This window comes from Sphingomonas sp. Ant20, assembly GCF_000783375.1.
Classification (GTDB): Bacteria; Pseudomonadota; Alphaproteobacteria; order Sphingomonadales; family Sphingomonadaceae; genus Sphingomonas; species Sphingomonas aerolata.
The window spans coordinates 1-13,875 of record NZ_JRVI01000093.1 but is presented as its reverse complement, the minus strand read 5'-3'; the positions used below and the strand labels follow the sequence as shown (position 1 = coordinate 13,875).

Annotated in this window: 6 protein-coding genes and 2 pseudogenes; all 8 read right to left on the bottom strand. The window is 68.0% G+C overall.

Translation table 11 applies throughout. The features are described from left to right. Window positions 1-11 precede the first annotated feature (11 nt). Entirely contained in the window at window positions 12-758 is a 747-nt protein-coding gene (locus NI18_RS12865; RefSeq protein ID WP_037530266.1) for a hypothetical protein, read from the bottom strand. 182 nt (window positions 759-940) lie between these two features. Next, window positions 941-2,860 (bottom strand): ribonucleoside-diphosphate reductase subunit alpha, encoded by a 1,920-nt coding sequence (locus NI18_RS12860; protein ID WP_031393864.1) that lies wholly within the window; start codon window positions 2,858-2,860, stop codon window positions 941-943. A gap of 374 nt (window positions 2,861-3,234) precedes the next feature. Next, window positions 3,235-5,907 carry an EAL domain-containing protein gene (locus tag NI18_RS12855; RefSeq protein ID WP_052149191.1) on the bottom strand — a complete coding sequence of 891 codons (2,673 nt, stop codon included), beginning with the start codon at window positions 5,905-5,907 and terminating at the stop codon, window positions 3,235-3,237. A gap of 76 nt (window positions 5,908-5,983) precedes the next feature. Further along, on the bottom strand, window positions 5,984-6,982 hold the full coding sequence (locus NI18_RS12850; RefSeq protein WP_031394897.1) for an inorganic phosphate transporter: 999 nt from the start codon (window positions 6,980-6,982) through the stop codon (window positions 5,984-5,986). A 256-nt stretch (window positions 6,983-7,238) separates the two neighbouring features. Continuing rightward, window positions 7,239-8,356, bottom strand: a pseudogene (locus NI18_RS12845) (DUF47 family protein). A 145-nt stretch (window positions 8,357-8,501) separates the two neighbouring features. Then, a pseudogene (locus NI18_RS12840) lies at window positions 8,502-10,780 on the bottom strand (TonB-dependent receptor). 202 nt (window positions 10,781-10,982) lie between these two features. Beyond that, window positions 10,983-11,606: a glutathione S-transferase gene (locus NI18_RS12835; RefSeq protein ID WP_037530263.1), complete on the bottom strand. Its 624-nt coding sequence runs from the start codon at window positions 11,604-11,606 to the stop codon at window positions 10,983-10,985. Between the two features lie 233 nt (window positions 11,607-11,839). Further along, window positions 11,840-13,875 (bottom strand): TonB-dependent receptor (locus NI18_RS12830; RefSeq protein ID WP_037530260.1); only part of this gene is annotated, 2,036 nt, incomplete at its 5' end.

Below are 13,875 nucleotides of genomic sequence, written 5' to 3'. Positions count from 1 at the left end.
CGCGGTGACGGTCATCGGGGGGCGGGGGTGCTGCCGGGGAAATCGGCGAGCAGTTGCTGGACGCGTGTGGCGGCCCCTTCGGGGGTGCGCAGGTCGCCGCCCATCGCGCGGTCGGCGTTGAGCCAGAGCAGGTCGCCCGTCCGCAGATCGACCAGCCCGGCATAGCCCGCATGTTCGCCAGCGCGGAGCGGGATGCCCGGCCCGAGCATCGCGACGATCTGCAGCAGCTTGCGCCCGGTCGAGCCATAGGCGTCGCTGGTGCTGAGGAAGAGCGCGTAATCGGCGTCGCTCGCGCCGGGCAGCCGCGCGATGCCGGGCCCGAGCGTCCAGTCGAACCGTCCGGCCTGCGTCGCCAGCTTCTTGGTCGGCAGGCGGTCGCCGGCGAAGAACTGATAGCGGATCACCGATTGCGAGACCGCGGCGAACAGCGCGGCATAGTCCGCCACCAGCCGTGCCGCATCGCCGTCCGCTACGGGCGCGGAAATCACGCGGTTGCCGAGCGCCTGTTGCTGCGCGGCGAGTGCGGTTTCGATGTTGCGGCGGGCCTGGTCGGTCCAGTCGCCATTGGGTTCGAACATCCCGCCGGTCGAGCGCGCGCCGACGCGGATGCTCGGGCGGATCAGGAGGATGGTCCTGCCGCTGCCGGCGGGCAGGGTGAAGCCGGTCTTCTGCGCGCTTTTCTGGCGGGCGGCGGCGGGTGGCGCTGGCGTGAGGGCCAGCAGCATGATCGCCAGACGCGTCGCGAGCCTTGTCCCCATCGACGCCCCCCAGCGCGCTGTCCCGGTGACCGGGCTAGGCCGCGCGCACGGGGGCGACAAGCCGCAGACCGGCCCGCTTTGGACCTAGCCCGCGCGCGCACGAAAAAGCCTGTCGCGCTAGCGGCGCGACAGGCTGTTCGATCAGGCGGCGGGCGGGCCCGCCACGGTGATGGGTCGGGGGCTTACTGGCAGGCGAGGCACTCGTCATAATCCTTCGACTCGACGTCGATTTGACGCAGGTCGATGGTGTTGTCCGCCTCGACCCCGCCCGCAAAGCCGGCGCGCTGCACCGACTTGGAGCGGAGATAGTAGAGCGACTTGATGCCGAGCTCCCAGGCGCGGAAGTGGAGCATCAGCAGATCCCACTTCTCGACGTCCGCGGGGATGAACAGGTTCAGCGACTGCGCCTGGTCGATGTACGGCGTGCGGTCCGCGGCGAGTTCAAGCAGCCAGCGCTGGTCGATCTCGAAGCTGGTCTTGTAGCAGTCCTTTTCCTCGGTCGAGAGGAAGTCGAGATGCTGGACCGAACCGCCCTGTTCGAGGATCGAATTCCACACCGCGTCCGAGTTCTTCGACTTTTCGGCGAGCATCTTCTCGAGATACGGGTTCTTGATCGAGAAGCTGCCCGAGAGCGTCTTGTGCGTGTAGATGTTCGCCGGGATCGGCTCGATGCACGCCGACGTGCCGCCGCAGATGATGCTGATCGACGCGGTCGGCGCAATCGCCATCTTGCAGCTGAACCGCTCCATCGCGCCGACATCGGCGGCGTCGGGGCAGGGCCCGCGCTCGATCGCGAGCTGCATCGAGGCTTCGTTGGCCTGCGCGTTGATGTGCTTGAACATCCGCAGGTTCCACGACTTGGCCATCGCGCCTTCGAACGGGATGCCACGTGCCTGAAGGAAGCTGTGGAAGCCCATGACGCCAAGGCCGACCGAACGCTCGCGGCCCGCCGAATAGGCGGCGCGTTCCATGCCGGGCTCGTGGCGGTCGATATAGTCCTGCAGCACGTTGTCGAGGAAGCGCATGACGTCCTCGATCAGGCCCTTCTCGTCCTTCCACTGATCCCAGGTTTCGAGGTTCAGCGACGACAGGCAGCAGACCGCGGTCCGCTCGTTGCCGAGGTGATCCTTGCCGGTCGGCAGCGTGATTTCCGAGCAGAGGTTCGAGGTCGAGACCTTGAGGCCGAGTTCGCGGTGATGCTTGGGCATCGCCTTGTTCACGTGATCGGCAAAGACGATGTACGGCTCGCCGGTCTGGAGACGCGTCTCGACGAGCTTCTGGAACAGCGAGCGCGCGTCGACCGTGGCGCGGATCGCCTGATCCTTCGGCGAGCGCAGATGCCATTCCTCGCCGTTGCGCACCGCCTCCATGAAGGCGTCGGTGATCAGCACGCCGTGGTGGAGGTTCAGCGCCTTGCGGTTGAAATCGCCCGAGGGTTTGCGGATCTCGAGGAATTCCTCGATCTCGGGGTGCGAGACGTCGAGATAGACGGCCGCCGAGCCACGGCGCAGCGAGCCCTGCGAGATGGCGAGGGTGAGCGAATCCATGACGCGGACGAACGGGATGATGCCGCTGGTCTTGCCGTTGAGGCCGACCGGCTCGCCGATGCCGCGGACATTGCCCCAATAGGTGCCGATGCCGCCGCCGCGCGAGGCGAGCCAGACATTCTCGTTCCAGGTGTCGACGATGCCGCCGAGGCTGTCGGGGACCGAGTTGAGATAGCAGGAGATCGGCAGGCCGCGACCGGTGCCGCCGTTCGAGAGAACGGGGGTGGCGGGCATAAACCAGAGCTTCGAGATCGCGTCGTAGAGACGCTGCGCATGGCCGGCGTCATCGGCGTACGCAGACGCGACGCGGACGAACAGGTCCTGATAGCTCTCGCCCGGGAGCAGATAGCGGTCCTTGAGCGTCTCCTTGCCGAATTCGGTCAGCAGCGCGTCGCGGCTGTGATCGACCTCGACCGGGTAGATCTGCGCGCGCACGGAATGGCTGTCCTGCGCCTGACGCGGCGCCTTGGGGGCCTCTGCTGCGGGCGTGTCGAGGGTCTGTTCGATGGTGTCGGTCGTCATGTCGCTATCCCGGCTGCTGTCTCTGAAATCCAAAAGACCGCTCCTAAAATTCTGTAATCGTTCGAATCGGGAGCATATCCCATGCTATCATCGGGCAGATCAAAAGCAGAACGAAAACTGATCGGCAGCGCGTGGTCACGCCTGTCGACAACCAGGGTGGCAGCCCGAGGGGCGCACCGTGTTCTACCAGAGATAGGGCCTGCCGCTGTAAGTAGCCCCCAGATACTGTGCCAATCCCGCAGCGGGTGCAAGCCGCTAGTTGGCCCGTTGCGGCCCTGCCCGGACTGGATTGGGGTGTCCGGACGCGGCGGCGACGGCGCGACGCGTGGATCTGCGCCGGGTTCGCGATACGCAAGCGGATTTCGCGCCTTTCGAAATATTTTCGAGCGAGCCGCGCGCGCCCGCGGTCAGCCCGCGCGGCGCATCCCGCGGACCAGCGGCGGAGGGCCGAGCCGTTCGATATCGACCGGATGGTCGAAGGCGAGCCCGGCGCGGCCGTCGCGCAGCCAGCGAATCTGCGCGCCGATCATCTGGCCGTCGACGAGCTCGATCGAGACCCCGGCGCCGGTCGGATCGCCGCGGACCATCAGCCCCTCGACCATCGCGCCGCTGGTCGAGATGTCGCGGACGCGGACATCGACGAGCGTGTCCTCGACCAGCAGCCGCGCCGAGCGCAGCATCCGCACGCGCGGCGCACGGCTGGTCTTGAACCCGGCGGCGGTCGCCACCCCCGCGGCGGTGGAAAGCTGTTCCATCACCACTTCGTTGAGGACCGGGCGGCCATAGACATAGCCCTGGATATGGCTGCAGCCGAGATCGCGGACGAGCGCGATCTCGTCCTGCAGCTCGACGCCTTCCGCCGTCGTCTCCATGCCGAGCGTGTCGGCGAGCATGACGATCGCCTTGATGATCGCGGCGTTGCGATTGCCGGGCTCGGCCGCGCCCTTCACGAACGACTGGTCGATCTTGATCTTGTCGAACGGCGCGGTGCGTAAGTAGCCGAGCGACGAATAGCCGGTGCCGAAATCGTCGAGCGCGAGCCGGACGCCGATCCCTTTGAGCGCCTTGAACATCTGGTCCGAGGACGCGCTCTCGTCGAGGAAGACGCCCTCGGTGATCTCGAGCTCGAGCCGGTTGGCGGGGAGCCCGGACTGGGCGAGCGCGCTGGTGACGAGGGCTGGGAGCGCGGGGTTGGCGAACTGGATCGGCGAGACGTTGACCGCGACGCGGACGTCGGCGGGCCAGCGCGCGGCGGCGTTGCACGCGGTGCGCAGGACCCAGGTGCCGATCGCCTCGATCAGCCCGCATTCCTCGGCGATCGGGATGAAGTCGGCGGGCGACACGGGGCCGCGGGTCGGGTGGTTCCAGCGGATCAGCGCCTCATAGCCGACGATCCGCGTCGACTTGGTGCTGACGACGGGCTGGTAGCAGAGGTGGAACGCGCCCTCGGTCACCGCGATGCGCAGATCGTCCTCGAGCTGCTTGCGCGATTTCGCCCCCGCCAGCATGTCGTCCGAATAGAAGCGGTGGACGCCGCGGCCATCGGCCTTCGCCGCATAGAGCGCGAGATCGGCGTTGCGGATCAGCGTCTCCGAATCCTTGCCATGCTGCGGCGTGATCGCGATGCCGATCGAACAGCCGATCGAGACCGACGCGCCGCTGATGAAATAGGGTTGCGACAGCGCGAGGATGAGCTCGCGCGACAGGGTGCTGAGCGTGTCGCGGTTGTCGACGCCGGGCAGGACGATCTGGAACTCGTCGCCGCCGAGCCGGCCGACCAGCCCTGCGTCACCGACCACGCGCGTGAGCCGCTGTGCGACCTGCTTGAGCAGCAGGTCGCCCGCCTGGTGGCCGAGCGTGTCGTTGACCGCCTTGAACCGGTCGAGATCCATCAGGAACAGCGCGGTCGGGCGGTAGGGCCCGGCCTGCTGCGCGAGCGTCTTGTCGAGCGACAGCCGCATCCGCTGGCGGTTGGCGAGCCCGGTCAGCCCGTCGAACAGCGCGAGGCGGTTGATCTCGGCATCGGCCTTGCGCTTTTCGGTGAGGTCGAAGCCGGTGCCGATAAAGCCCTGGAAGCGGCCGATCTCGTCGATCACCGGTCGGCCCGACATCGACCACCAGCGCTCGGGCGCGGGGTCGGCGGCGGCGCAGACCGAATAGTCCGAGAAGGAGGTGCGCGACGACAGGTGGAAGGCGAGCGTGCGTTCGGTGCCGGGCGCCTCGCTGTCCATGCGGAACAGGTCGGTGAGGATGCAGCCGACCAGGCCGGACGACGGGTCGCACCCCTCCTCCGGATTGGCCGGCGGCGGGAGCGCGTGCGCCATCTTGGGCGAGATATAGGTGATGCGGCCGCGCCGGTCGGCTTCCCAGAACCAGCCGGGGCCGTAATTCTCGAACTCGGCCATCAGTTTCATCGCAAGCCGGCCCTCGCTCGACTGGTCCGCGTGATCGAGCGCGAGCGCATAGTCGATCCGCGCCATCCGGTAGGCGACCGCGGCAAACCCGGCAAAGGCGGCGATCGCGACGACCGGCGCGATCCCCACGCCCGACAGCAAGGTCAGCATCAGCGCCAGGCCGATGCCGAACCCCAGGGTCGCGGCGCGCACGGCGTAAAGCGTGATCGCGGTGACGCTGATCGCGCCGACGATCGCGACCAGCCCGGCGAGCTCGATCGGCCCGCCCGGCAGCTCGACGGTGACCCAGAGCAAGGACAGGAGCGCGGCGGACAGCCCGGCGGCGCAGGTCGCGAGCACCGCATTGCGGCGATGGATCGGCCATTCGCGCAGCGTCCTGCTGCGCACCGTTGCAAAGGCCGCGCCGGACAGCAGGGCGATCACCCCCGCATGCACCGCCACCGCCGCGATCAGCGCCGGCTGTGCCGCCAGCGAGACGCCGAAGACGATCGCCGCGGCGACCAGATGCGCGATCAGCGCGACCGGCCAGACCGCGCCGACCTTGGCGAGGCGGACATGCTGCGCGGCGCTCCACGCATCCTCGTCGCTTTCGACGAGCCCGAACAGGATGAGGCTCGTGGCGTCGGGATGATCGCGGAGAGGAATGGCGGGAGAGCGCGAGAACATTCCGCAAGCGTACCGCATCAGCGGTTGCGCAATTGCCCTCCGATCATGCTTAACAGGCCGTAAGCGCCTGCGTTTATCAGATAAATAGCCCAGTCAGCCAATAGGTCGCCGCCCCAATCGCGGCGGCGGCGGGCAGCGTCACCGTCCAGGCAATGATGATGTTGCTCGCGACGTTCCAGCGCACCGCGGACAGGCGGCGCGCGGCGCCGACGCCGACGATCGCGCCGGTGATCGTGTGCGTCGACGAGACCGGCACGCCCCAGAAGGTCGCCGCGAACAGCGTGATCGCGCCGCCGGTCTCCGCGCAGAAGCCCTGCGCAGGGGTCAGCCGGGTGATCTTCGACCCCATGGTGTGGACGATCCGCCAGCCGCCCGACAGCGTGCCGAGCGCCATCGCCGCCTGGCAGGACAGCACGACCCAGAAGGGCACGTGGAACTCGCCGCCGAGCAGCCCCTGCGAATAGAGCAGCACCGCGATGATCCCCATCGTCTTCTGCGCGTCGTTGCCGCCATGGCCGAGCGAATAGAGCGCGGCGGAGATCAGCTGGAGCTTGCGGAAGCGCTTGTCGACGCCGAGCGGGGTGAGCTTGAGGCTGGTCCAGGCGACCAGCAGGACGAGCAGCAGCGCGAGCAGCAGCCCGACCGCGGGCGAGACGAAGATCGCGCTGACGGTCTTGATCACGCCGCTCCAGACGATCGCGCCGAAGCCGATCTTGGCGACGCCCGCGCCGAGCAATCCGCCGATCAGCGCGTGGCTGCTGCTCGAGGGGATGCCGAGCACCCAGGTGATGACGTTCCACGCGATCGCGCCGATCAGCGCGGCGAAGATCACCTGCGCGTCGATCACCTGCGCATGGACGATGCCCGTGCCGACGGTCTGCGCGACGTGGAGCCCGAAGACGGCAAAGGCGATGAAGTTGAAGAACGCCGCCCAGAGCACGGCATATTGTGGTTTCAGCACACGCGTCGAGACGACCGTCGCGATCGAGTTCGCGGCGTCGTGCAGCCCGTTGAGGAAATCGAACAGCAGCGCGATGCCGATCAGGCCGATGAGGACCGGGAGCGAGAGGATCATGCGGCTGCCTCGAACGCGGTGTTACCACCCCGGCGGAGGCCGGGGCCCAGTTGGAGAGGTCGCAGTAACGGTGCGCTGCCCTCGGCCATGGTCGTTCCCCAACTGGGCCCCGGCCTCGCCGGGGGGTGCCTTGGGGAAGGTCGCGGGCTGAAACGACGCGTAACGAACGGTCGATCCAGCCATGGCCGTCCCCCAACTGGGCCCCGGCCTTCGCCGGGGGGGTGCCATGGGGGATGTCGCGGGCCGAAACGACGCGTCACGCATGGTCGATGACGAGTCCCTGGATCTCGTTGGCGACGTCCTCGAACCGGTCGACGATCTTTTCGAGGCTCGAATAGATTTCGCGGCCGATGATGAAGGCCATCGGGTCGGCATGGCTCTTCGACGCGGCGAACATCGCGCGCAGGCCGGTGTCGTGGATGTCGTCGGCGTGACCCTCGATCTGGATCAGCCGGGCGGTCAGGTCGTGGAGACGGCCGGCGTTGCTGCCGAGCGAGCGGAGCAGCGGGATCGCCTCGGCGGTGATCCGCGCGGCCTCGACGATGATCCCCGCCATGTCGCGCATCTCGGGCGCGAACTCGGTCACCTCGTAGAGCGCGATCGCGTTGGCGGTGCCGTTCATCTGGTCGATCGCATCGTCCATCACGCCGATCAGGTCGGTGATCGCGCTGCGGTCGAACGGCGTCACGAACACGCGGCGGACGTCCTGCAGGACCTCGCGCGTGATGTCGTCGGCCTCGTGTTCGCGGCGCACGATCTCGGCGATCTGGCTTTCGATCGAGCCTTCGCCGTGGAGCAGCCGGGCGAGCGCGTCGGCGCCCGCGACGAGCGTCGCGGCATGCGCGTCGAACAGCTCGAAGAACCGCCCCTGCTTGGGCATGAGTGCCTGGAACCAGCCCAGCATCGGAAAACGCCTCCTCATTCGTGACCGCAGCACCGGCAGCACGCGTTGTTCGAACGCCACCGGGATCGGTGGCTTTCGGAATCCTCGGATCAGAGCCTTGAGTTCGGGCTCGTCGACCGCGGCGGCGGCCTTATCAGGCGGAAACCACCGTGTCTCGCGCTGATCCCGCTCGGGCCAGTCCGCGACCTGTTCGACGACCTGCATCGGATAGACGCTGACGATCATCGGCCGGAGACGCCCGCTGCGGCGCCGCTTGTCGTAGCAGAAATCGCCGACCGCGCTGGGGCAGGGGATGCCGCGAATCCCGGCTTCCTCGAACGCTTCCTGCGCGGCGGCTCGTGCGAGGCGAGGCCGGCAATCGGATTGCCCTTGGGAATCACCCAGCGGCGCGTCTCGCGCGAGGTGATGAGCAGGATCTCGGCGGATCCGTCGGCGGTGATCCGGTAGGGCAGGGCAGCGATCTGACGGATCGGTCGGGTCCTCGGGCAAGGTCAAACCCGATGTCTGACACGCACCGCGCGCGAGCGCCAGACGCTCCGCAACGGTGGCGTGGCGGATGAACCGCCACGATCCGCAAGGGGATGGCGTGGCGGGGTTACCGCCACGCCGGCCTTGTCAGCGGAACTTGCCGCTGAGCGAGACACCGATGATCCGCGGTTCGTTGAACACCGCGGCCATGTAGTTCTCGATCACGCCCTTCAGGTTCTTCTCGCCGGTGATGTTGCGTGCGAACACCGCGAGTTCATAGGCGTCGTCGGGCGCGGCATAGCCGATCTTCAGACCGCCTTCGAAGTTGCCGTTCGCGGTGAACTCCTTGGTCTTGTAGAGCACGAACTGCGTATAGCCCTGGATGTTGAAGTCGCCCGCGATGAACGCGTGACCGCCATTGCCGAGCGGCTGGTCGTAGCGGGCGGTCAGGTCGACATTATACTCGGGCGCATTGGGCAAAGGCTCGCCGTCGATCTTGACGAGGAAGGTCGTGCCGAACGCGCCTGGGACGGGGCGGACCGCCGCGGACGGCGTGCAGACGACCGCGTTGTTGAGCGCGCAGATCTGCACCTCGGTCGTCGTGTCGCGAATCGCGCTGTGGAGCAGGCTGAGCCCGGCGCCGAGCGTGAGGTTGGGAACGGGCTTCCAGTTCGCCTCGGCCTCCATGCCATACGCCTCGGCCTTGTTGCCGTTGAACAGGATGCCGTTCCCGTTGAGATCGTTGCCGTTGAGCTGGATGTCGTTGACGCGGTAGCCGAACACGGTCGCGTTGAGGCTGAGCGTGTTGTCGAGCAGGCGGGTCTTGATGCCCGTCTCCCACGACAGGATCGTCTCCGAATTGGCGGTCGAGAAGTCCGAGTTGAACACCGCCGAGCGGCCCTGGATCGTCGGTCCGCGGAAGCCCTGTGCAATGCGCGAGTAGAGGCTGATGTCGGGGCTCGCCTGGTAGAGGAGGCTCGCGTCCCAGCTCGGCTTGGTCGCCTTCAGCGTGACGTCGGTGCGGAAGTTGGCCGGATACTGGCTGATACCGGCGACATTCTGGACCGGCTTGAGCAGCTGCGTGCGCTTCTTGTCCTCGGTGATGCGGCCGCCGGCGGTGAGCGTCAGCCGGTCCATCAGCTCGTAGCTGATCTGGCCGAAGCCGGCCCAGGAGGTGTTGACGTCGTGGAGGCGGACCCAGTTGTTCGGGTTGCGCTGTGCGGTCGTCAGGAAGAAGGTCCGCTGGTAGAAATCGGTGATGTCGCGCGTGTCGAAATACAGGCCGCCGACCTGCCAGTTGAAGCGGCCGCCCTGCGTGCCCGCCAGACGCAGCTCCTGCGACCACTGGTCGAGATCGCGGATCTGGCCCTGCGACTGGCCGAAGCCGTTCGCCGTGCCGCGCACCGGGAAGTTTGCGCCCGCGCCGCCATCGGTGTCGCCGCGGCTGAAGCCCGAGGTCGTCTCATAGGCGGTGATCGAGGTGAGCGCGGCAGGACCGAAGTCGTAGGTCGCGCGGACCGAGCCGCCATAGGTGGTGTAGCTCTGCGGATTGTCATTGCCTTCGTCGAGCGCGACGATGTTGCGCGGCTCGGCCTGGACGTCGTTCGAACCCTTCTTCAGCGCGGCGCGGTGGAACAGCGTCGAGGTGCCGTCATACCAGCGGGCATGCCCCGACAGGTCGAGCAAGAACGCGTTGCCCGGCGTCAGCGCGAGCTGGACGCGGACGTTGCGGTCGTCGAACCCGCCCATCGCGTTCTTGCGCGGGGTCGCGGTGCTGTCCTGCGTGACGCCGGCATAGACGTTGTCGACATAGTTTTCGCGGTGCTGGAGCAGCGTCGAGACGCGGATCGACAGCAGGTCCTTGATCAGCGGGCCACCGACGCCCGCGTCGACGCTGACGCTGCCATAGGTGCCGACCGAGGCCGAGGCGCGGCTGTCGAAGTCGTTGGTCGGCTTGATCGTGTCGAACTTGATGATGCCCGCGGTCGTGTTGCGGCCGAACAGCGAGCCCTGCGGGCCGCGCAGCACCTCGACCTGGCGGACGTCATAGACCGGGTTCGACTTCAGCACGACATGCTCGAGGATCACGTCGTCCTGGATGATCGTGACCGGCTGCGACGCGCGAGGTAGAAATCGATGTTGCCAAGACCGCGGATGTAGAAGCGCGGGAAGATGCGGCCGGTGGTGGTCTCGACATAGAGGCCGGGGACGCGGCCCGACAGCGACAGCAGCGTGTCGTCGCCACCCGCCTGGAACGCACGCAACGCATCGCCCGAGGCGACGCCGACCGACAGCGGCACGCGCTGGAGATTCTCCGAGCGGCGCTCGGCGGTGACGACGATCTCGCCCAGGCCGTCTTCAGCGGGGGCGGCAGCAGGGGCGGTGGTCGTGTCCTGGGCGGCGGCGGGCAGGGCGGCGAGCAGCAAAGTCGCGGGTGCGATGCCGCGCAGGAGCGACGTGGTCAGACGGGTGCGTGTCACGGTGATATTCCCTGGATGATCTTCTTGGTGTCGACAGGGACGCACCGACGAGCCGCGCGCGCCGATCGCGGCCACCCCCGTGGACCGTGATCGCCGTCGCGCGGCTCATGCTGTCGCAATGCCCCCCTGGCGACGCGCTAGCCGCGGATCATGTTGGAAAAATGACAGTCGGCGCGCCCGGCTGCCACGGCGCGACTTTGGGCATGACGGCGGCGAAGAGCGGCGAGGCGAGATAGCGCCCCAGCCAGTCGTGGAGCGCGGGGAGGGGGAGCGTGTCGAACCAGCCGCGGTCGGTCTGCGCGAATTGCCGTACGAACGGTAGGATCGCGATGTCGGTCAGCGTGACGCGGGGGCCGGCGAGGTGGCCGGTGGCTGCCAGCCGCGTGTCGAGATCGGCGAGGATCGCGGTGGCGGCGGCGCGGTGCTCGAGCGGGTCGGTCGCGTGGCGATCGGCATATTTGTAGCGGTCGAGGTGATGCTTGAACGCACCGTCGTTGGTCGCGATCAGATCGGCGTCTGCTCCGGCGAGCCAGTCGAGCGGATCGGCGAGTGCCAGCGCCCAGTGCATGATGGCGAGGCTCTGGTCGATGACGCGGCCGTCGGGGAGGATCAGGACGGGGACGGTGCCCTTGGGGGAGGCGGCGAGCATCGCGGCGGGCTTGTCGCGCAGGACGATTTCGCGGAGCTCGACCACGATGCCACTGGCGACGACCGCGCTGCGGGCGCGGATTGCGTAGGGGCAGCGGCGGAAGCTGTAGAGGATGGGGGGCATGGGTTGGGTATAGGGGGCGGGGGGCGGCGCGTCTCCGGGCTGGTTCGCGCGCGTCGCTCGCGAGGGTTTCTGCTGGCTCCTTGCGCTCGCCCCACCCCGGCGAAGGCCGGGGCCCAGTTGGGAAGGTTTTCGTGATGGCGGGCGGGGGATTATCACCTTGGTCCCCCCACCTGGGCCCCGGCCTTCGCCGGGGGTGGTGCTCCTTTTCTGGGCGTGGGGAGTGGCCCCTCCCGTTACAGCCCGAAGCGGAGGGTGGCGCGGATGTCGCGGCCGGCTAGGGGGGCGAAGTCCTTGAGGAAGCTGGCGTGGCGGCGGGCTTCGACGTCGAACAGGTTGTTCGCGCTGAGCAGGATCGAGGTCTTGCTGTCCTTGCCGAACGGATTGAAGCCGAGCGTAGCGTTGACCATCGTATAGCCGTTGGTGGTCGTCTCGAACGCGGCGATGCGGTCCTGGTCGAAGACGTGCTCGACCTCGAGCCGGCCGTTGACGCGGTCGCCCTGCGCCTCGATCCCGCCGAGCACCCGCATCGGCGGGATGCGCGGCACGGGGCCGTTGTCGACGATCGTCGCGCGGACATAATCGCCGAGCAGGTCGGCGTTGAGCACATAGCCGCCGATCTGCGCGAGCCGGACCGAGGCATTGGCCTCGAACCCGTAATAGCGCGCATCGGCCTGCTGATACTGGAAGCAGGGCAGGTCGACCTCGCGCCCCGACGGATCGGCGGCGGTCTGGCAGACGCTCTGCGCGACCTGGTTCTCCGAGATATAGTTGGAGAAGTCGTTGTAATAGGCCGACGCATCGAAGCTGAAGCCGTCGCCATGCGCGTGGAGCGTGCCCTCGATGCCCCAGCTCTTCTCGAGCTTGAAATCGGGGCTGCCGAATTCATAGGCCTGGGTGCCGGCATGGCCGCCGTTTGCGAACAGCTCCTCGGCGGACGGCGCGCGCTCGGTGTGCGAGAGGTTGATGCCGAGCCGGACCGCGTCGGTCACGCCGTAGGAGGCGCCGAGCGAGCCCGAGACCGCGTCGAAGCTGCGGCTGCCGCGGAAGAAGCGGAGATCGTCGAGCGGCGTCTTGGCGGAGAGCGACGTCGTCTCGTAGCGCAGCCCGCCCTCGGCACGGAACGCGCCGGCGCTATATTGCTGGAGCGTGAAGAGGCCGGTCTGGTTGGTTTCGTTGCGCGGCAGGAAGGCCTCGTCGCCGTTCACGTCGAACAGGCGGTTGAAATATTGCACGCCCGATGCGCCCTGCCAGCCGCCGCGATTGGCCTGGACGAGCTCGATCCGGCCTTCGGTGCCGTTGTTGAAGAAGGCGGTGCCGACGCCGCCATCGGGTTCGAGCTCGAAATGGCGATAGGTGGCGTGGCCCGCGCGGACGCGGATCTTGTCGAGGAAGCCGCCGCCGGTGTTGATCTCGCCGCGCAGGTCGACGCGGTTCTGGACGACGTCGAGGCGGGGCGCCTCCTGCTCCTGGCCGACCGCGGTCGCGTAGCGGATCGGCACGCCGTAGAGGCTGTCATAATGGCTGTACGACACGCCGAGATTGCCGCCATCGGTGATGATCGACGCGCCGACGCCCGCGGTCCAGGTCTCCGACTGCGTATTCGGGAGCTTGCCGCGGAGTGCGGCGGAGCCGGCGAAGTCGATCGGCTCGTCGGTGTCCTGCGGCAGGCCGACCTGGCTGAGCGCGGCGGCGCGCGCCTGCGACGACAGGATGTTGCCGCCGGTGCGCAGATTGCCCGACTTCAGATAGGAGCCGTCGGCGTGGAGGACGAGGTGCTGGCCGACCGCGACGTCGCCGGCGCCGCCACCCGAGCGCTCGTTCGCAGCCGAGCCGTAGGTGGCGATGCCGTTCACGCGGTAGCCGTTTTCGGGCACGGTGCGCGGGATGCGCGTGTCGATGACGTTGACGACGCCGCCGACCGCGGACGAGCCGAACAGGAGGGCGGAGGGGCCGCGAAGGACCTCGATCCGCTCGGCGAGCAGCGGGTCGATGATGACCGCGTGGTCGACCGAGGTGTTCGAGACGTCGATCGAGCCGATCCCGTCGGTCAGCACGCGGATGCGTTCGCCCTGGAAGCCGCGCAGGATCGGGCGCGAGGCGCTGGGGCCGAACGAGGTGGCGGACACGCCCGGCTGGCGCGCGAGCGTCTCGCCGATGGTGGGACGCAGGTTGCGGGTGAGCTCGGCGCCCGAGAGGATCGAGGTGCCCTGGAGGACGTCGGTTTCGCTCTGGCGGACGGGGGCGGTGACGAGAATCTCGGCGGCGGCGC